19 protein-coding genes and 1 pseudogene are annotated in these 18,745 nt (G+C 70.6%); 6 read left to right on the top strand and 14 right to left on the bottom strand.

The features are described from left to right. Positions 1 to 196: 196 nt before the first annotated feature. Positions 197 to 1,657 (top strand): FAD-binding oxidoreductase, encoded by a 1,461-nt coding sequence (locus ACGFNP_RS57880; RefSeq protein WP_393333249.1) that lies wholly within the window; start codon positions 197 to 199, stop codon positions 1,655 to 1,657. Positions 1,658 to 1,699: 42 nt separating this feature from the next. Then, positions 1,700 to 2,329 (top strand): GNAT family protein, encoded by a 630-nt coding sequence (locus ACGFNP_RS57875; protein ID WP_358335858.1) that lies wholly within the window; start codon positions 1,700 to 1,702, stop codon positions 2,327 to 2,329. Here ACGFNP_RS57875 and ACGFNP_RS57870 read toward each other — a convergent pair. Next, positions 2,326 to 3,285, bottom strand: coding sequence for an AraC family transcriptional regulator (locus ACGFNP_RS57870; RefSeq protein WP_358335855.1), 960 nt, complete (start codon positions 3,283 to 3,285; stop codon positions 2,326 to 2,328). The two genes, ACGFNP_RS57875 and ACGFNP_RS57870, sit on opposite strands and share 4 nt — an antisense overlap. 90 nt (positions 3,286 to 3,375) lie before the next feature. On the opposite strand from ACGFNP_RS57870, the gene ACGFNP_RS57865 reads away from it, so the two are divergent. Beyond that, positions 3,376 to 4,290, top strand: a complete 915-nt coding sequence (locus ACGFNP_RS57865; RefSeq protein ID WP_393333244.1) for an NADP-dependent oxidoreductase — start codon at positions 3,376 to 3,378, stop codon at positions 4,288 to 4,290. Further along, a complete protein-coding gene (locus tag ACGFNP_RS57860) occupies positions 4,287 to 4,850 on the top strand; it encodes an NAD(P)H-dependent oxidoreductase (RefSeq protein WP_358335849.1) in 564 nt (187 codons plus the stop codon). The genes ACGFNP_RS57865 and ACGFNP_RS57860 overlap by 4 nt, the downstream gene beginning before the upstream one ends. Positions 4,851 to 4,864: 14 nt before the next feature. On the opposite strand, the gene ACGFNP_RS57855 is transcribed toward ACGFNP_RS57860, so the two are convergent. The 3 genes from ACGFNP_RS57855 to ACGFNP_RS57845 are packed head-to-tail and all read right to left on the bottom strand — an operon-like array spanning position 4,865 to position 8,656. After that, on the bottom strand, positions 4,865 to 6,826 hold the full coding sequence (locus ACGFNP_RS57855) for an acetoacetate--CoA ligase (RefSeq protein ID WP_358335846.1): 1,962 nt from the start codon (positions 6,824 to 6,826) through the stop codon (positions 4,865 to 4,867). Between the two features lie 58 nt (positions 6,827 to 6,884). Next, positions 6,885 to 7,742, bottom strand: a complete 858-nt coding sequence (locus ACGFNP_RS57850; protein ID WP_358335843.1) for a serine hydrolase — start codon at positions 7,740 to 7,742, stop codon at positions 6,885 to 6,887. After that, on the bottom strand, positions 7,739 to 8,656 hold the full coding sequence (locus ACGFNP_RS57845; protein ID WP_358335840.1) for a LysR family transcriptional regulator: 918 nt from the start codon (positions 8,654 to 8,656) through the stop codon (positions 7,739 to 7,741). Before ACGFNP_RS57845 ends, ACGFNP_RS57850 begins: the two co-directional genes overlap by 4 nt. 115 nt (positions 8,657 to 8,771) lie before the next feature. Between ACGFNP_RS57845 and ACGFNP_RS57840 the strand changes: the two genes are divergently transcribed. Continuing rightward, complete coding sequence (locus tag ACGFNP_RS57840; RefSeq protein WP_393333239.1) at positions 8,772 to 10,331, top strand: penicillin-binding transpeptidase domain-containing protein; 1,560 nt, start codon at positions 8,772 to 8,774, stop codon at positions 10,329 to 10,331. Positions 10,332 to 10,394: 63 nt separating this feature from the next. Here ACGFNP_RS57840 and ACGFNP_RS57835 read toward each other — a convergent pair whose 3' ends face one another. From ACGFNP_RS57835 to ACGFNP_RS57815, 5 genes are all read right to left on the bottom strand, one after another. Next, positions 10,395 to 11,159 carry an HAD family hydrolase gene (locus tag ACGFNP_RS57835; RefSeq protein ID WP_393333236.1) on the bottom strand — a complete coding sequence of 255 codons (765 nt, stop codon included), beginning with the start codon at positions 11,157 to 11,159 and terminating at the stop codon, positions 10,395 to 10,397. 30 nt (positions 11,160 to 11,189) lie between these two features. Continuing rightward, entirely contained in the window at positions 11,190 to 11,816 is a 627-nt protein-coding gene (locus tag ACGFNP_RS57830; protein ID WP_358335831.1) for an HAD family hydrolase, read from the bottom strand. A 102-nt stretch (positions 11,817 to 11,918) separates the two neighbouring features. Next, complete coding sequence (locus ACGFNP_RS57825) at positions 11,919 to 12,374, bottom strand: DUF2690 domain-containing protein (RefSeq protein WP_358335829.1); 456 nt, start codon at positions 12,372 to 12,374, stop codon at positions 11,919 to 11,921. Between the two features lie 103 nt (positions 12,375 to 12,477). After that, on the bottom strand, positions 12,478 to 12,984 hold the full coding sequence (locus ACGFNP_RS57820; protein WP_358335826.1) for a DUF6912 family protein: 507 nt from the start codon (positions 12,982 to 12,984) through the stop codon (positions 12,478 to 12,480). A gap of 34 nt (positions 12,985 to 13,018) precedes the next feature. Further along, positions 13,019 to 13,663, bottom strand: a complete 645-nt coding sequence (locus tag ACGFNP_RS57815; protein WP_358335823.1) for an HAD family phosphatase — start codon at positions 13,661 to 13,663, stop codon at positions 13,019 to 13,021. A 139-nt stretch (positions 13,664 to 13,802) separates the two neighbouring features. Between ACGFNP_RS57815 and atpB the strand changes: the two genes are divergently transcribed. Beyond that, a complete protein-coding gene (gene atpB / locus ACGFNP_RS57810) occupies positions 13,803 to 14,594 on the top strand; it encodes a F0F1 ATP synthase subunit A (RefSeq protein ID WP_393333231.1) in 792 nt (263 codons plus the stop codon). Here atpB and nagZ read toward each other — a convergent pair. The 5 genes and pseudogenes from nagZ to ACGFNP_RS57785 all read right to left on the bottom strand — a co-directional run. Further along, a complete protein-coding gene (nagZ, locus tag ACGFNP_RS57805) occupies positions 14,591 to 15,898 on the bottom strand; it encodes a beta-N-acetylhexosaminidase (RefSeq protein ID WP_393333228.1) in 1,308 nt (435 codons plus the stop codon). The genes atpB and nagZ overlap by 4 nt on opposite strands. Before the next feature lie 118 nt (positions 15,899 to 16,016). Continuing rightward, the gene (gene ptsP / locus ACGFNP_RS57800; RefSeq protein WP_358335815.1) at positions 16,017 to 17,729 is read right to left on the bottom strand and encodes a phosphoenolpyruvate--protein phosphotransferase; all 1,713 of its coding nucleotides are present in this window, start codon (positions 17,727 to 17,729) and stop codon (positions 16,017 to 16,019) included. Beyond that, on the bottom strand, positions 17,726 to 17,986 hold the full coding sequence (locus tag ACGFNP_RS57795) for an HPr family phosphocarrier protein (RefSeq protein WP_214633533.1): 261 nt from the start codon (positions 17,984 to 17,986) through the stop codon (positions 17,726 to 17,728). Before ACGFNP_RS57795 ends, ptsP begins: the two co-directional genes overlap by 4 nt. Positions 17,987 to 18,033: 47 nt before the next feature. Then, on the bottom strand, positions 18,034 to 18,480 hold the full coding sequence (locus ACGFNP_RS57790) for a PTS glucose transporter subunit IIA (RefSeq protein ID WP_358335811.1): 447 nt from the start codon (positions 18,478 to 18,480) through the stop codon (positions 18,034 to 18,036). 11 nt (positions 18,481 to 18,491) lie between these two features. Further along, positions 18,492 to 18,731: pseudogene (locus ACGFNP_RS57785) on the bottom strand (glucose PTS transporter subunit EIIB); the annotation flags it as partial. Between the last annotated feature and the right edge of the window lie 14 nt (positions 18,732 to 18,745).

Below are 18,745 nucleotides of genomic sequence, written 5' to 3'. Positions count from 1 at the left end.
CGGGGGACTTGGGCCCCGCGGGGGCCGGGCCCCCAACGGGGCCGTTCGCGTTCGGGCGGGTTTGCCCCCCGGGCCCGCCCGCGGCCGGCCGCCCGGGGGGGCGGACCGCGCATCCGAAGTGATGCATTTGTTACCAACCGGACGGCCTCCGGGACCGTCTCACCGATCGGTTCACCACGATCACCGGGAGACGACCATGGACCGCCGCGACTTCCTCCGCGCCGCCACGCTGGCGCCCATGCTCGGGCTGGTCTCCGCGCCGCCCGCACTCGCCTCCTTCGCCCCGCCCGCACTCGCCTCCGCCGCCCCCGACTGGGCCGGACTGCGCCGCCGCCTCACCGGCACGCTGGTACGGCCGGCCGACGCGGGCTACGACGCGGCCAGGCGCCTGTTCAATCCCGCCTTCGACGGCATCAGGCCGGGCGGTGTCGCCTACTGCGCGAGCCCGGCCGACGTCTCCGCGTGCCTGTCCTTCGTCCGCTCGAACCGCCTCCCCGTCACCGCCCGCTCGGGCGGCCACTCCTACGCGGGCTGGTCCACCGGCACCGGCCTGGTGATCGACGTCTCACGGATGAAGTCCGTCGGCTACAAGGGCGGCCGGGCCACGGTCGGCGCCGGGGCCAAGCTGGTCGACGTCTACGACAAGCTGGGCCGCCACGGCGTGAGCATCCCCGCCGGTTCGTGCCCCACGGTCGGGGTGAGCGGTCTGGCGCTGGGTGGCGGGATCGGCGTGGTCTCCAGGAAGTACGGCCTGACCTGCGACACCCTCGAATCCATCCAGATCGTCACGGCCGACGGCCGCCTCCTGACCTGCGACGCCAACCAGCACCCGGACCTCTACTGGGCGTGCCGGGGCGGTGGCGGCGGCAACTTCGGCGTGGCGGTGTCCTTCACCTTCCGCACCCACCAGACCCGCGGCATCACGGTCTTCTTCCTGCACTGGCCGTGGCGCAAGGCCGGCGCGGCGGTCAAGGCCTGGCAGTCCTGGGCGCCCACCGCGCCGGACGAGCTGTGGTCCACCCTGCACCTGTCGAACGACAACGGGCTTGACGTGCAGATCGGCGGCACCTACCTGGGCGGGAAGGCGGGGCTCGACCGCCTCCTGGCGCCGCTCGTGGCCGCGATCGGCACTCCCTCCTCCCGCTACGCCACCGCGACGTCCTACCAGCACGCCATGATGGTCATGGCGGGGTGCTCGTCGCTCTCGGTCGCGCAGTGCCATCTACCAGGTCAGACCGCCGCCGGCCGGCTCAGCAGGGACACCTTCGCGGCCAAGTCGCACCTGGCCTACCAGAAGCTGTCGGCGGACGGGATCAAGGCGCTGGTGGCCGGCGTGGCCCGGGCGGGCCGGCACACCGTGCAGCTGGACGCGCTGGGCGGCGCGGTCGCCCGGGTCCGCCCGGACGCCACCGCCTTCCCGCACCGGGCGGCGTTGTTCGGCGTCCAGTACTACTCCAAGGGCACCGGCCGGACCTGGCTCCGCGGCATCCACGCCGACATGCGGAAGCACCTGGGCGATCACGCGTACGTGAACTACATCGACCCGGACCTGACCGACTGGCGCTCCGCCTACTACGGCGCCAACGCGCCGCGCCTGGCCGCCGTGAAGGCCGCCTACGATCCCGGCCGGATCTTTCACCTGCCCCAGGGAGTCTAAATCGGTCGCCTGGCCGGTGCATGACCTGGGAAGATCGGCGATATGCGCAATTGGCCGCTCTTCGAGCTCTCCATCACCACCCCGCGTCTCGAACTCCGCATGCCGTCGCTCGCGGACCTCGACGAGCTCGGTGATCGGGCGGCCGAGGGCGTACACGAGCCGGGATACATGCCGTTCCTGTTCCCGTGGTCCGACGCCGAGCCGCAGGAGCGGGCCAGGGCCACCGTCCGCTATCACTTCCGCACCTGGGCGGAGTTCAGCCGGGAGAAGTGGACGCTGGAGTTCGCGGTGGTCTCCGACGGACAGGTGGTCGGCGTGCAGGCGCTGACGGCCGCCGACTTCCTGGTCACGCGGGAGGCCGGCTCGGGCTCGTGGCTCGGCAAACGCTTCCAGGGCAGGGGCATCGGCAGGGAGATGCGCGCGGCCGTGCTCCACCTGGCCTTCGAGGGCCTGGGCGCGGAGTACGCCACGACGGAGGCGTTCCATGACAACCACGCCTCGCTCGCGGTGACGCGCCGGCTCGGCTATCACGAGGACGGCATCACCCTGCACAACCGGAAGGGCGAGGTGGCCACGACCCGCCGCTTCCGCCTGCCGCGGGACGACTGGAAGCCCATGGACGGCATCGAGATCCACAACCTGGAGCCCTGCCTGCCGCTCTTCGGGCTCTAAGGCGCTTCGGCCACTTCGGCACGCAGGGGCTGCGGGCAGACCTGGCGGCGATATCTGCCGGGCGGAGTGCCGTACTCACGCTTGAAGGCGTTGGCGAAGGCGAACTCGGAGGTGTAGCCGACGCGCGAGGAGATCTCGCTCAGCGAGTCCTCCGACTCGCGTAGCAGGCGGGCCGCCCTGGCCAGGCGCCACCACGTGAGGTAGGTGAGCGGCGGCTGGCCGATCAATGTGGTGAAGCGGCGGGAGAAGGCCGCGCGGGAGAGCCCGGCTTTGCCGCCGAGCTCCTGGACCGTCCAGGGATGTGCGGGATCGCGGTGGATCGCGTTGAGCGCCGCGCCGATCGCGGGGTCGGCCAGGGCGACGGCCCAGCCGCCGGTCTGGCAGTGCTCGGGCTCGGTGTCGAGCCAGGCGCGCAGGATGTAGACCAGCAGCGTGTCGAGCAGCGAGGAGACGACGGTGTCGGCGCCGAGGCGCGGATTGCCGATCTCGCTGCCGAGCAGGTCGACGGCCGCGCGGAGCTCGGGGTGGTGGCCGAACCGGGCGGGCAGGTGGACCATGTCGGGCAGGTCGCGGAGCATCGGGTGGGCCCGGTCGGGGTCGAGCCGGTAGCCGCCGCAGAGCAGGACCGTGGCCGCGCCGGACCCCGCGCTGGACGCCGAGGCGAACAGTCCCGCCTCCAACTGGGGGTCGCAGTCAGGCTCGGTCACCGGGGTGGCCGGGCTGTCGGCCATCGCGTAGCCGTGGCCGTGCGGGAAGAAGAGCACGTCGCCGACGCTCAGCTGGACGGGGTCGCCGTCCGGCGGGAGGAGCCACGGGGAGCCCTGGAGGATCACCTGGAACCCCGCCGAGCCCGGCGCCGACGGGAACCGCTGCCCCCAGGGGGCATGCCACTCGATGAGCGCCGAGCGCGGCCGTCCGGTGCGTACGATCGCTATCACATCGCTGAGCACGTCCATGGTCCAAGTCTACCCTGCGAGACGATCGCGTAGAAAATGCAGACACAGAAGCATTGGCCATCTCGCGGATGGCTCCTACGGTTGTTCCACATGAGCGCAGCAACAATGTCCGCCGCCCGGATCCACGAGTACGGCGACGCCTCCGTGATCCGCTACGACCGGATCCCCCGGCCGTCTCCGGGGCCCGGGGAGGTGCTGGTCCGGGTGGCCGCCACCTCGTTCAACCCGTCCGAGGTGGGACTGCGGGCCGGGTTCCTGCGCGACATACTCCCTGTCACTCTTCCGTACACGCTGGGTCTGGATCTGTCCGGCACGGTCGTCGAGGTGGGCGCGGGGGTGCGTGGGCCGGCCGTCGGAGACCGGGTCATCGGCCTCGTGGAGGGGGCGGCGGCCGAGTACACGGTGGCGGCGGCGAGCACGCTGGCCAGGGCGCCGGAGCGGCTGCCCCTGGCGGACGCCGCCGCCATCCCGGTCGCCGGGCTCACCGCCTGGCAGGCGGTGCACGAGCACGCCCGCATCGCGCCGGGGCAGCGGGTGCTGATCAACGGGGCGGGCGGCGGGGTGGGGCTGTTCGCCGTGCAGCTGGCCAAGCTGGCGGGCGCGACCGTGACAGCCACGGCCAGTCCGCGCAGCGCGGCGGCGGTGCGGCGCTATGGCGCCGACGAGGTCGTCGACTACACCACGACCCCGCTGCCCGGCGGGATGGACGTGGTGCTCAACCTGGCGGCCGTCGGCCCGGAGCAGGCGGCGACGCTGGCCACCTTGGGCGAGGCGATCGTCACCATCGCCACCCCGATCGAGTCACCCCGGGCCACCTACTTCGTGGCCAGGAACGACCCGGCGCACCTGGCCCGGCTGGTGGCGCTCATCGACAAGGGGGAGCTCGTGGTCGAGATCACGGAGTCCCACCCGCTGACCGGCCTCGACGGCGTGCATCGCCGGGCCGAGGCCGGCCAGACACACGGAAAAATCACCATAAATCTGGATGAAGAGGTTAAATCGTGATCAGGATTGGCATCATCGTCGGCAGCACCCGGCCGGGCCGCAACGCGGAGGCCGTCGCCGAGTGGGTGCGCGACCTGGCCGTCAAGCGTGGCGACGCCGAGTTCGAGCTGGTGGATCTGCGGGACTTCCCCCTGCCGCACCTGGACGAGGCGTTCCCCGCCGCCTATGGCCAGTACGAACACCCCCACACCCGCGCCTGGTCGGACCGCGTCGCCTCGTTCGACGGCTACGTGTTCGTGACCCCGGAGTACAACAGCTCCACCTCGGGCGTGCTGAAGAACGCGATCGACTTCCTCTTCGCCGAGTGGGCGGACAAGGCGGCCGGTTTCGTCAGCTACGGCGTCGACGGCGGCGCCCGCGCGGCCGAGCACCTGCGGCAGGTGCTCGGCCGGGTCAAGGTCGCCGACGTCTCGGCCCAGGTCGCGCTCTCGCTCCACACGGACTTCGAGGCCTTCACCGACTTCAAGCCGGCGGCGCACCGCGAGGAGGCGGTCACCACGATGCTGGACCAGGTCGTCTCCTGGGCTACCGCGCTGCGCCCGCTGAGGGCCGCAGCCTAAGGTGGCGGCGAGAGTCAGGGCTTGAAGTGGCGCAGCACCTCGGGGTTGGCCATGGCGTCGGGGTTGGCCGCCTCCTCGACCGGGGTGCCGAGGAGGATCTTGCGGACCGGTACCTCGAGCTTCTTGCCTGACAAGGTGCGCGGGATGCCGGGCACCGCGTGGATCTCGTTGGGCACGTGCCGGGGTGACAGCTCCTGCCGCAGGGCCGTACGCAGGGCATCGACCAGCGCGTCCGACAACGTGGCGCCCTCCGCCAGCGTGAGGTAGAGCAGCAGCCGCCCCTCCTGCCCGAGCTGGCCGGTGTCGATCACCAGGCTGTCGGCGATCTCCTCGAACCGCTCGACGACCCGGTAGAACTCGCTGGTGCCCATCCGGACGCCGCCCCGGTTCAGTGTCGAGTCGGAGCGGCCGTAGATCACGCAGCTCCCGTCCTCGTTCAGCTTGATCCAGTCGCCGTGCCGCCACACGCCCGGGTAGACGTCGAAGTAGCTCTCGCGGTAACGCTCACCGTCGGGGTCGTTCCAGAACATGACCGGCATCGACGGCATCGGCTGCGTGAGCACGAGCTCGCCCACCTCCCCCACGACCGGCTCGCCCAGGGGGTTGAACGACTCCACCCGCGCCCCCAGCGACCGGCAGGGGATGATGCCCGCCCTGATCGGATGCAGCATGGTCGCGCCGACGAACCCCGTGCACACGTCGGTGCCGCCGGAGAACGACCCGAGCGGGATCCCCGGCAACTGCTCGGCCACCCAGGTGAACCCCTCGGGCGGCAGCGGCGACCCGGTCGAGCCGATGCCGCGCAGCGCCTCCAGCCCCTCAGGGACGATCCCGGCCTTCAGCGAGGCCATGATGTACGGCGCGCCGACCCCGAAGTAGGTCACCCCTTCGGAGGCGGCGATCCGCCAGAGCACGGCGGGCGAGGGGTGGGTGGCCGAGCCGTCGTACAGCACCGGGGTGGCGCCCACCAGCAGGGCGCCGATGAGGTAGTTCCACATCATCCAGCCCGTGGTGGTGTACCAGAAGAACACATCCCCCTCACCGAGATCCTGGTGGAAGGAGAGTGACTTGAGGTGTTCGAGTATCACTCCCCCGTGCCCGTGCACGATGGGTTTGGGCAGCCCTGTCGTGCCGCTGGAATAGAGGATCCACAGCGGGTGGTCGAAGGGCACCCGCTCGAACTCCAGCGGCGCCTCCTCCGCGCGCAGCCCCTCCCAGCCGATCACCTCGCCGTGCGGCACGGAGTCGGTGTGCGCGGCGCCGGGCTCGGCCCACTGTGGCGGCTGCCCCTCCTCCACCGCCGAGAGATACGGGATCCAGACGGTCGCGCGGAGCGAGGGCAGCTCGGCGGCGATCTCGTTGACGGCCGCCGACCGGTCGTAGCTCTTGCCGTTGTAGTGGTAGCCGTCGACCGCGATCAGCACCTTGGGCTCGATCTGCTTGAACCGGTCGACGACGCTCGGCACGCCGAAGTCCGGGGAGCCGGCCGACCAGATCGCGCCGAGGGACGCGGTGGCCAGGAAGGCGATCAGGGCCTGCGGGATGTTCGGCAGGTAGCCCGCCACCCGGTCGCCGCGCCGGACGCCCAGGCGCACCAGGCCGGCCCGGACGCGGGCGACCTCGTCGCGCAGCTCGGCGTGGGTCAGCTCCTGGCGGGCGCCGTCCTCCGAGACGAAGACGGCCGCGATGCCGTCACGTTCGCGTAGCGCGTTCTCCGCGTAATTGACGGAACTTCCGGTGAACCATTCGGCGGCGGGCATCGTCCCAGTCATGACGGGCCCGTCACCACGTTCGCCGATGACCTGGAAATAGTCCCAGATCGACGTCCAGAACTCCGCTGGACTGTCGACCGACCAGCGCCACACCTCCTCGTACCCCGACCCGGCCCGGCCCAGCCACTCGAGGTAGCGGGTCAGCTTGGCGCGCGCGACGATGTCCTCGGTCGGTTCCCAGAGAAGCGTGCCTTCAGCAACCATGTGCCCCATCCTGTCGGCCGGTAGACGGAAAGTCATACCCAGGACGCCACATAACTTGCTACCTCCGTAGGTGGTCAACCGCCATACGCGCGGCCGTGCCGATCATCGCGTCGGCCCGTGGCTGGTTGAGCGCGGTGCTGACCGAGCGGGTGAAGACCGCCACCGCGTACTGGCCGCCGTCGGGGTACTCCACCACGCCGGCCTCGTTGCGGAGCGTCGGGAGCGTCCCGGTCTTGCCGCCGACCTCCACGTCGTCGTACGGGAAGCCGGAGGCCAGCCGGTGCGGCCAGACCTGGAGGTTCAGGACGCCGCGCATCCAGGCGCACGACTCGGCCGAGGCCGCCTCATCCCGCCAGATCATCCCGAACAGCGCGGCCATCTCGCGCGGCGTACTGCTGTTGGTCCGTGCCGGGTCGAGCACCCGCAGACGCTTGATGTCCTCCGGATCGAGGAACGGCCAGCCGTGACCGCTGTCCTCGGCCATGCTCTCGAAGATGTCCCGGCAGCTCTGCCGCACTCGCGTGCCGTGCAGCCCGAACCCGGCGAGCATCGTGTTGACCGCGTCGCACCCGACTCGGGCCAGAAGCGCGTCGGCCGCGGTGTTGTCACTCAGCGTGATCATCAGGTAGGCCAGGTCACGCAGCGAGATCGTGACGTCGTCCAGCATCGCGGACAGGCCCGTGGGGCCGGTCACCCGATCGGCGGCCCCCACGGTCACCCGGCTCGCCGGATCGACCAGCCCGGCGTCGGCCTGACGGCAGAACTCCACCATCAGCGGCACCTTGAAGATCGAGGCGATCGACACCGGCTCGTCGGAGCCGAGCCCGATCTCCCGGCCCGAGCGCAGGTCGGCCACGTGCAGCCACCCGGTCACGCCCGCCGAGCCGAACAGGGCCGCCAGGTCCGGCTCGTTCATGCCAGCATCCCCGGCCTGCGGCTGATGTGCCGCACGGGCGCCGCCGCCTCGTCCGTCATCCCGGCGCTCTCTTTCAGCGTTCGTACGGCCACCGCCGAGAAACCGGTGACCGCGTCCGTCTCGATCCGCCAGGCCGTGGAGACCCGGGAACTGATCGGCGAGCCTAGCAGCGGGCGCCAGGCGAGCCCAGGCAGGTCCACCCTGGCCCCGAACGCCACCGCCACCCCGGCCAGCACCAGGCCGAGCCCGGCGCCCTGGTGCACCTGGGCGGGCACGTAGCCGTGGTGGCGGCACTCCGCCAGCGTCGCGGCGTGCAGCCCCGGCTCCCCCTCCTTGGGCGGCAGCAGCAGCTCGCGGCCCGCCAGGTCGGCCAGGTGCAGTTCCCCGGACCGGGCCAGTGGGTCCCCCTCGGCCAGCAGCACGCCGTGCGGCTGCACCAGCACCTGCCCGAAGCTCAGTCCCGGCGCGCTGATCGGGTGGCGCACGATGCCGACGTCGATGGCGCCCTCGCTCAGCGCGGCCACCTGGTCGGCCGTCCAGATCTCCGCGGGTGCGAGCCGTACGTCCGGGTTGCTCGCGCGGAAGCCGGCCACCAGGGCGGCGATCACCGCGGCGGCCAGGTCGGGCGGGACGCCGAGCTTGAGCACCGTGCCCGCGCCGTGGCGGACGAGCTCGCGCAGCCGGTCGGCCCTGGCGACGATCTCGCGGGCCTCGCCGACCAGCAGGCGGCCCGCCTCGGTCAGCCGGACCTGACGGGCGGAGCGGTCGAAGAGCCGCACGCCGAGCTCCTCCTCCAGGCGCTTGATCCGCTGGCTGAGCGGCGGCTGGGCCATGCCGAGCCGGATCGCGGCATTGCCGAAGTGGAGTTCCTCCGCCACCACGGTGAAGTAACGCAGATGCCGGACAAGGTCCATGACCAGCAACTATATCCGACTTTATATCTTTACATCATCCATATCGGTATTGGACACCACACGGCGGGCTCTGGTGTGCTCTGGCGGCATGGGGCCGCAAATGGGGACAAATTTCATGAATCTTCAGCCTGAGACGCTGCCCAGGCGAAGGCGCAGGTGGTGGCCGTGGATCACCGCCGCCGCCCTGGTGCTCGCTCTCACGACGGCCGGCACGCTCTGGGTGCTGCGGACGAAGGGCACGCCTGAGGAGACTGCCGACTCGTACCTGTCCGCCTGGTCCGTCCAGGACTATGCGCGGATGCGGGAGCTCGTCGCCGACCCGCCCGCCGACTTCGAGCGCCGGCACCAGCGCTTCCGCGCCGACCTCCAGCTCACCGGGGCGACCTTCAAGCGCGACGCGACCTCCACGGGCGGCACTATCACCTTCCACGCCGGCCTCACCGGCCCGAGGAACTGGAAGTACGACGGCAAGCTCAAACTCCTGGAGCGCGGCGGCTCGTGGAAGGTCGCCTGGACCCCCGCCACCATCAACCCCTCGCTCAAGCAGGGCAGATCCCTGCGGCTGATCACGGAGAAGGCCGCGACGCCGCCGGTCCTGGCGGCCGACGGCAGCCGCGTCGACACCCCGGACGCTCCCGGCTCGGTGCTGCAGCTCGTGGAAGGGCTCAAGCAGACCTATCCCGACCGGCTCGCCGACGGGCAGTCCCGCCGGATCGACCTCTACCAGGGCGAGGAGTTCCTCCAGACGGTGGTCAAGCCGGACGAGAAGGAGCCGCTGCGCACCACGATCGACCTCAAGGTGCACCGGGCGGGCGCCGCCGCGCTCGACGGCGTGCGGAAGCCGGCCTCGCTGGTCGCCATCCGGCCGTCGACCGGCGAGATCCTTTCGGTGGTCAACAAGCCGGGCGGGTTCAACCGGGCACTGCTCGGCAAGTACCCGCCCGGCTCGACGTTCAAGGTCGTGACCGCCTCCGCGCTGGTCGCGGACGGGGCGAAGCCCGACGAGCAGGTCGAATGCCCGGCCGAACAGAACATCGGCGGCTTCCCCTTCCACAACGCCGGCTTCCACGACTACGGCCGGCTCTCCTTCCGCGACGCCTTCGCCCACTCGTGCAACACCACGTTCGGCGCGATGGGGGTGGCGAAGCTCGGGGACGGGCGGCTCGCCGAGGTGGCCGCCGGCTTCGGATTCGGTTCCGCGATCACGCCGGGTGTGCCGGCGGTGAAGGCCGAGTTCCCCGCGCCCAAGGACGACACCGACCTCGCCTCCGCCTCCATCGGGCAGGGCAGGGTGCTGGCCAGCCCGCTCAACATGGCCTCGGTCGCGGCCGCCATCGCCGACGGCTCCTGGCGTCCGCCCCGCCTGGTCGCCCAGGAGCTGATGCCGGACCGCACGCTCCGGCCGCGCCCGCTGGAGGACGGCGTGGTGCGGGCCCTGCGCGAGCTCATGCCCGCCGTCGTCACCGACGGCACCGCGCACGCGGTGAAGTTCCCCTCGGGTACGGCGGGCAAGACCGGGACGGCCGAGTACGGCTCCGGCAAGGAGCCGCCCGCGCACTCCTGGTTCATCGGCTACCGGGGGGACCTGGCGTTCGCGGTGATCGTGGAGGGCGGCGGCGCCGGCTCCGCGGTGGCGGCCCCGATCGCGGCCCGCTTCCTCAACGCGCTGAGCTGACCCGCCTCCGCTTCACCACCGCCCCGCTCCGATCGGCCCGGCCAAGCGGCCGACCGGCGCGGCTCAGGGGCTGACCGGCTTGCGGTCCACCGGTGTGGTGAGGCTGGCGACCGCGGCCACCACCTCTGAGGCGTTGGACAGGTCGGGCAGCACGAGGTCGGCCCCGGCCTCGCGTAGCTCGCCGGCCATCGACCGGCCGGAGGCCACCCCGATCATCGCCGCCCCACCGATCTTGGCGGCCTGTACGTCACGCGTCGAGTCCCCGATGACCACGGTGTTGGCCGAGGTGAACGGCACCCCGAAACGCGCCTTCGCCCGCCCCTGGGCGACCTGGAGCAGCGACGCCTTGGGGTAGACCTCCTCGCCGTAGCCGCCGAGCTCGAAGTCGATGTACTTCTCGAGCCCGAACGCCTTGAGCTTGTGCACGGCGTTGCTCTTGATCGTGCCGGTGAGCACCGTCTGGACCACGCCGTCGAGTTTGGCGACGGCCTTGAGCGCCTCCTTGGCGCCCGCCATCGCGCGGCCCTCGGTGGCCAGGCGCTTGCGCCGGTCGGCGAACGCCATCGCCAGCGCGGACAAGAACCGCGGCAGGGTGTCGTCCTCGGTGACGATGCCGTTGACCGCGAGGGTCTCGAAGACGATCTCTGAGTCGGGGCGGCCGCGCGCCGGCGCCAGTTTGAGCATCGGACGCCCGGTCACGGCGCGGAACGCCTCGGCGTAGGCGTCCCTGGTCACTATCGCGACGTCGACCAGTGTGAGGTCGATGTTCCAGAGCACAAGGCGTTTGATGGCGACCTCCTGAAGGGGACCCAGCCAGGGTACGGCCATCCGCCGGGCCAGGACGGCCGGCGACGCGATTCAGGCATACGTGAGCGCTTGCGCGAGGGTGTCGACGACCGGCAGCCCGGTGGCCTCCAGCTCGGCGCGCGTGGTCATGCCGCCGGTGTAGAGGACGGCCCTGGCGCCCACGTGCTTGGCGGCGAGCCCGTCGTCGACGCTGTCGCCGATCACCAGGATCTCGCGGGCCTCGACGTCGATGGCCTCGATGTGGGCGGTCAGGTGCGCGGCCTTCTCGCCACCCGTCAGCCCCACCAGGCCGTCGACCCTGGTGAAGTGCCGGGTGATGCCGAAGGACTCGATCAGCGGCACCAGGTGGGTGTGCGGGGCCATCGAGCAGAGCGACTGGGTGCCCGTCCAGCTGGTGAGTGACAGCTCGGCGTCGGCGGCCAACTGGCAGGCCACGCTGAGGCGGAAGTAGTGCTCGTGGAAGCCTTCGTCCAGCAGCTCCCACTCGCCCTCGTTGAGCGGGCGGCCGAGCAGCCGCTCGTAGGCGACCCAGATGGGCCGGGTGTAGACCGCGCGGAATTCGTCCGCGGTCAGCGGCGGCAGCTCGTACGGCCTGAAGACCTCGTTGGTGGCTCCGACAACGGCGTCGATGTCGTGGAACAGCGTGCCGTTCCAGTCCCAGATGATGTGCTTTGTCATGTCACGATCAGTTTAACCGGCGGGTGTGACATCCCGATGAACGGCGAAGCCGCAGCCCGTTGGCCGCGGCTTCACCCGTGACTGCGAGTCAGACCCGCGTGGCTAGCCGCAGGCCTTGGAGGTGGTGCCGGAGCCGTTCTGGCCGCCCTGGCCGGAGCCGAACACCACGCTGGCACCGCCCCAGGCGCACATGTTGTTGCCGTACAGCATGTTGCCCCAGTGACGGCCGCCGTTGCCCTGCTTGAAGGAGAACCGGTCGTACCTGTCGTCCGTGTAGACGCTGATGGTGCCGTGCGCGGACGAGGCCGTCCTGATCTCGATCCAGTTGGTCTTGCACCTGCTCGACCACCAGAGCTGGATCGTGCCGACCTTGCCTTCGATGCGGTTGCTGAGCGACGCGCTCCGCACCACCTGGGCCGCGTTGCCGCAGCCGGTCTTGTAGGGGTCCTTGTGGTCGTAGTAGTAGTGCTTGGGGGCCGCCTGCGCGCTGACGGGAGCGACCGTGAGGAGGGCCGCCGCCACCGCGCCGACCGCGATGGCCGTTACTCGGAACTTCACCTGGAACCGACTCCTTGAGCTGGGGATGGGATCCGTGGGGACCTTAGCGATAAGCCTCAGGAGACGGTCAAGGTTCGGTGATCTATTTAACGTGTTCCTAACGTTACTCTATGAGATCAGGGATCTCCTGCGTGGCGAACCACATGAGCTCATGCGCCTCGGCGCCGTCCACGGTGAAGCGGGCGTCGTCGTCGCCTCCGTCGGCGGCGGGAAGGGCGGCGATCGCGGCCTGGATGTCGGCGACCGCGTAGAGGTCGTCCACGTGGACCGCGGCCACCTTGGCCATCGGCACCGGCTCCGCCACCCGTACTCTGGCCCGTTCTTCCAGGTCGGCGCCTATGGAGAGGGCGCCGTCCGGCACCTCGGCGACGACGACCAGGCGGCGGGAGCCCGCCTCGACGCCGTCGGCGTGGTCGGCGGCCAGCATGCGCAGCGAGGCGCGGGCCGCCTCGGTGAGTGCCACGTATTCGAGCTCCTCGGTGTCTCCCGAGGCGTACCACTCGGTCAGCGCGGGGGTCACCGCGTAACCGGTCAGCGGGGCCGGGCCTAGCTCTCCCGCCTCGACCGCTCGGGTCAGGGCGGGGAGCGTGCACGGCAGATAGACGCGCATCACGAACCTTTCACAACATGCAAGGGGGGCTCTATCATGCCCGTCGCAACGGAAGTTGGAGCAGAGACTCGAGTTCCGTGATGGTCGAATCGGCGTCGCGGTGGTGGATGCCCGCCATGCCGAGCCCCCGCGCGGCCACGATGTTGGCCTCGATGTCGTCGATGAACACGCACGCCTCGCCGGGCAGCCCGACCCTGCCGAGCGCGTGCTCGAAGATGCGCGGCTCAGGCTTGCGCATGCCGACCTCGCCGGAGATCACGATCGCGTCGAAGAGCTCGTCCCAGCCGTCCCGGGGATAGACGTTGGACCAGGAGTTGGACAGCAGGCAGGTCTTGAAGCCGTTGCGTTTGACGTCGTGCAGCATGTCGTACATCGCGTCGACCCGCTCGAAGCCGGCGAACATCCGCTCCAGCAGCCCCTCGGCCTCGGGCGACACCCCGTCGACGGTCCGCAGCCGGGCGGCCAGGTCGCGCTCGAACGCGGCCCCGTCCAGCTCCCCGCGCTCCAGCGCGTGCACGACGCTCTCCTGGTCACCGCCGTAGGCCTGGTCGATCAGCTCGCGCATGACGGATCGGTAGTGGGCGTCGTCGATGCGATCCGCCTCGATCCACTTGCCGATGGACACGGAGAGACTGGTCGTGAGCACGCCACCCCAGTCGATCAGCACCCCTGTGATCAAGGTCCCTCCTTGGAATCCCGTTCTAGGGTAGTTGAGCGTCGCACATCCCACGGTGACCGGCACAAACCCCTGATAAAGGACAAGCAAATTGCCCGGCTATGGTGAGGTTCCATTGAGCTGACCCCCGGAAGGGACCGCCGTGCGTACGACGATCCTGATCACCTCGGATGAGTTCAAAGCTCCAGGGACGGAGCTGTTCGACTTCGACCCGATACTCCCCGGCGGCCCGGAGTGGCTGACCAAGCCCGTACTTCTCGCTCTGCTCTCCTCGGCCCTGATCATCGCCTTGTGCTGGGCCGCCTTCGCCAAGCCGAAACTGGTCCCCAGAGGCTGGCAGAACGCCGGCGAGTACGCCTACATGTTCGTCCGCGAACAGATCGCCAGGCCCAACCTCGGCAAGGACGCCGACAAGTGGATGGGCCTGCTCCTCACCGTCTTCCTGACCGTGCTGGTCTGGAATCTGATGGGCGTCATCCCGTTCATCCAGTTCCCCGTCGCCGCGAACATCTCCTTCCCCTTGGTGCTGGCGGTCAGCGTGTACGTCATCAAGGTCTACCTGGGCGTCAAGCACCACGGTGTCCGCGGCTACCTGAAAGGCGTCGTGTACCTGGAGGGCCTGCCCGGCTGGGCCTACGGGATCTACGCCCCGCTGATCATCGCGGAGACCTTCATCAACTCGCTGTTCACGCACTTCATCCGGCTGTTCGCGAACATGTTCGCCGGCCATCTCCTCCTGGCGTTCTTCAGCTCGGTCGGCTTCTGGTTCCTGTTCGAGCGACTGACCGTGCTCGGCGCGGGCATCGGCGTCCTCGGCGTGGTGATGACGATACTGATGACCGCGTTCGAGATGTTCATCATGTTCCTACAGGCGTTCCTGTTCGCCCTGCTCGCCTCGATGTTCATCGCCAGCGGGCTGAAGGGCTCGCACTAACGCGCGACGCGGGCGGCCAGCCTGCGGTGCTCCGCGCTGCGGAGCACCTTGGCCGCCTGGGCGGCCGACGCCACGGGCGCCTTGGGCAGCAGGCCACGGCCCTGCTTGAGCTTGAGCAGCCGGGTCACCGACTCGTCGAGGCGCTGCTGCGAGATCTTGCCCGACTTCACCGCCGCCAGCACCGCGTTGTACGCCTTGGGCAGGTCGTTCGGCATGAGCAGCAGGTCGGCGCCCGCCTGGATGGCGCGCACGGGGATCTCGGCGTCGTTGTACTTCTTGCGCACCCCTTCCATGTTGAGCGCGTCCGTGGAGATCACTCCCTGGAAGCCGAGCTTGTTCCTGAGCAGCCCGGTAAGGATGGGCTTGGACAGCGTCGCGGGGTCGCGTGACGGGTCGAGCTTGGGGAAGACGATGTGCGCGCTCATCACGGCGTCGACGCCGGCGGCGATCGCGGCCTTGAACGGTGGCGCGTCGATCCGCTCCCACTGCTGCTTCGTGTGCTTGATCACCGGCAGCCCGGTGTGGCTGTCGATGTTGGTGTCGCCGTGGCCGGGGAAGTGCTTGGCGGTGGCGGCGACCTTGGCGTCCCTGAAGCCCTTGACCGACGCGGCCACCATCTTGGCCACCTCACCCGGCTGGTCGCCGAAGGCGCGCTTGCCGATGACCGGGTTCCTCGGGTCGACGTTCACGTCGGCGACCGGGGCGAAGTCCAGGTTCACGCCGACCGCGCGCAGCTCCTCGCCGGTGGCCTTGGCCACGGCCCGCGCGAGCGCGGTGTCCTTGGTCGCGCCCACCTCCGAGGCGCCGGGGAAGTCGGTCATCAACGCGCCCATCCTGGACACCAGGCCGTTCTCCTGGTCGGTACCGATCAGGAGCGGGACACCCTTGGACGCCTGCTGCAGCCCGTTGGTCAGGTTGACGACCTGGTCGACGCCCTGGATGTTGGCCGGGAAGAGGATCACGCCGCCGAGGTGGTATCGGGCGACCACCTTGGCCGGGGTCTGGACGCCGTATCTTGCCTGGTTCTCGCCCGACACGGTGCCGGGCGCCGTGCCGTACAGGACGGGCATGAACAGCTGGCCGACCTTCTCCTCCACGCTCATCTTCGACACGACCAGCCGCAGATCGGCGCCCTCGCCGGACCGCGAGGGGCTCGGCCGGGACGGCTGGGTCGGCTGGGTCGTGGCCGGGGTCGCCACCTCGGGCCTCGTCGCCGGAGCGGCGCCCGCCGGAGCGCCACCACCACCGGCGCATGCCGCGAGAGCCATCACCAGGAGCCCGGTCGTACCTGTCCGTCGAAGCATGCCCCAACGGTATCCATGCCGCCGGGACGCCCGGACCACAAGCCGTCCTTCCGGCCTCCGGTCAGCGCTCCTGAACGCAGAGGCTCCTGAACGCAGAGGCTCCCAAACGCAGAGGCTCCTAGACGCCCAGCGGAACGAGGCCGGGCAGATGCGAGCGGGCCGCCGCGCGGGCGTGCGCCGGCGTACTGGCTCCCCGCGCCGCCTGCGCGGCGAGCTGGCACTGGTCCAGCGTGTGCGCGCCAAGCCCGGTCCGTACGGCGGGCAGCGCGGCGGCGCCCATGGACAGCGTGGTCACCCCGAGCCCCACGAACACGCAGGCCATGGCCGGGTCGGCGGCCGACTCCCCGCAGACGCCGCACGGTTTGCCGTTGTCGGCGGCGGCCGTCGCGGTCATGGCGACGAGGTCGAGCAGCGCGGGCTGCCACGGGTCCTGCAACGAGCCCAGCGCGCCGGACTGACGGTCGGCGGCGAAGGCGTACTGCGCCAGGTCATTGGTCCCGATCGACACGAAGTCGACCACCGTGACCAGGCTCTCCGCCCGCAGCACCGCGGCCGGGATCTCGATCATCACGCCCGCCTGCGGGAGCCCTCTGGCGTGGCAGGCGTCGGCGAACCACTTGGCCTCCTTGGCCGTGGCGACCATCGGAGCCATCACCTGGAGCTCGGCCGCCGCCGTGCCCGCCCGGACCGCGGCCGCGCGGTCCACCGCCGCCGCCACCGACAGCGCTTCCAGCTGGGCGTCCATCACCTCGGGGAACTTCTCGAACAACCGCAGGCCACGCTCGCCGAGTGCCGGGTTCGGCTCGGGCGCGGCCGGCGGCAGGAACGCCAGCGGCTTGTCGGCTCCGGCGTCCAGCGTCCGCACCACCACCCTTCCGCCCGGGAACGCGGCCAGCGCCGCCCGGTAGACCTGCTCCTGCTCCGCCACGGAGGGCGCCTCGGGCCGCCCGAGGAAGAGGAACTCGGTGCGATAGAGCCCGACCCCCTCCGCCCCGGCCGCCAGCGCCCCGTCGAGGTCGCCCGGGCCGCCGATGTTGGCCAGCAGTTGCACCAGGTAGCCGTCGCGGGTCCGGCCGGGGCCGCCGGTCGTCATCCGTTGCCGCCTGGCCTCGTTCGCGCCGACGTGCCGGGCCACGTCGGACTCGGTGGGCTCCAGGCGTACCTCTCCGGTGTTGCCGTCGACCAGCACCCGGGTGCCGGGCGGGATCTCGGTCGCGCCCGGACAGGCCACGACGGCGGGCACGCCCATCGCCCTGGACAGGATCGCGGTGTGGCTGGTCGGCCCGCCGCCCTCGGTCACGAACGCGGCCACGACGTCCTTCGACAGCAACGCGGTGTCGGCGGGCGCCAGATCGATGGCGATCAGCACATACGGCTCGCCCGTGCCGGGATCGGGAGGCGGGGCCGGCAGGGGGTGGCCGGTGAGGCGGGCGATCACGCGGTCCCTGATGTCGTCCAGGTCGGCGACGCGCTCGCCGAGATATCCGCCCGCACTAACCAGCATGTCCCGATATTTCGCGAAAGCTTGGTAGACCGCCCGGGGAGCCGCGATCCCCTCGTCGATCAGGGCCTTGACCCCCACCACCAGGCCGGGATCCTCGGCGATCAGCGCCTGGGCCTTGAGGATCTCCTTGGCCTCGCCGCCGGCCCGGTTGCCGCGGGCCTCCAGCTCTCCCGCCACCTGCCGGAGGGCGGCCACCGCCCGCTCCCGCTCCGGCTCCGGCGGGCCCTCGTACGTGGAGCCGGGGGCAGGCTCGGGTACGGCGCCGGTCAGCACGTACGCGGCACCCAACCCGATCCCCGGGCTGACCCCGGCCCCCCGCAGGTTCATGGGGTCCCGGCGATCGCCGCGAGCTGGTCGAGCACCTCGTCGGCGCCCTCGCCCTCGGCCCTGATCACGATGTCCTCGCCCTGCCGGACGTCCAGCCCCAGGATCTGCAGGATGCTCTTGCCGTTGACCGGCGTGCCCCCCACGCCCTTGGTCACGGTGATGTCCATCGGGGCCTTGACGGCGGTCTGCACGAACGTCGCCGCCGGGCGGGCGTGCAAGCCCACTTCCGCCGCCACGGTGACCTTGCGCTCGGCCATGTATTCCTCCTTGTCCACCGGTCCGGACCACCCGGACTCAGATCGTGCTAATCCCAGAGAAAAAGCTCGTCTCCGGCGAGTACCGACCCGCCGGCCATGGCCGTCACCGACCCGGCGGGCGCGTCGAGCGCCACCACCGGGCAGACCGGCGAGCGGCCACCGGCCTCGATCGCGGCCGGGTCCCAGGCCACCACGGGCTGGCCCGCGCACACCCTGTCACCCTCGGCCGCGAGAAGCTCGAACCCCTTCCCCTTCAGCTGAACGGTATCGATGCCCAGGTGCACCAGCACGCCCTTGCCGTCGTCCCCCACGATGACATAGGCATGCGGATGCAATTTCATGATTTTTCCTGTTATCGGGGCTACGGCCGTGCCCGGTCCCCGCGCTGGATCTATCGCCGTTCCCGGCCCGACCATGCCCGCGGAGAACACCGGATCGGGCACGGCCGACAGCCCGACGGCCACCCCCTCGACCGGGGCGAGAACAGTCGTCATGGTCTCGCCCTCTAGCCGATGATGTCCTCGATGTCGCTGGCGATCGTGTCCGCCTCGGGCCCGACGACGACCTGCACCACGTTGCCCGCGGCCATGACGCCGTGCGCGCCCGCCGCCTTGAGCGCGGCCTGGTCGACCTTGGAGACGTCACGCACCTCTGTCCGTAGCCGGGTGATGCAGGGTTCGATGTCGATGATGTTGCCGGCACCGCCGAGCCCCGCGATGATCGCGCTGGCGTCAGCCGCCATCCGTCCTCCTCGTACGT

It is taken from the genome of Nonomuraea sp. NPDC049269 (assembly GCF_043197155.1).
Taxonomy (GTDB): Bacteria; Actinomycetota; Actinomycetes; order Streptosporangiales; family Streptosporangiaceae; genus Nonomuraea.
This window is presented reverse-complemented; position numbering and strand designations above follow the sequence as displayed.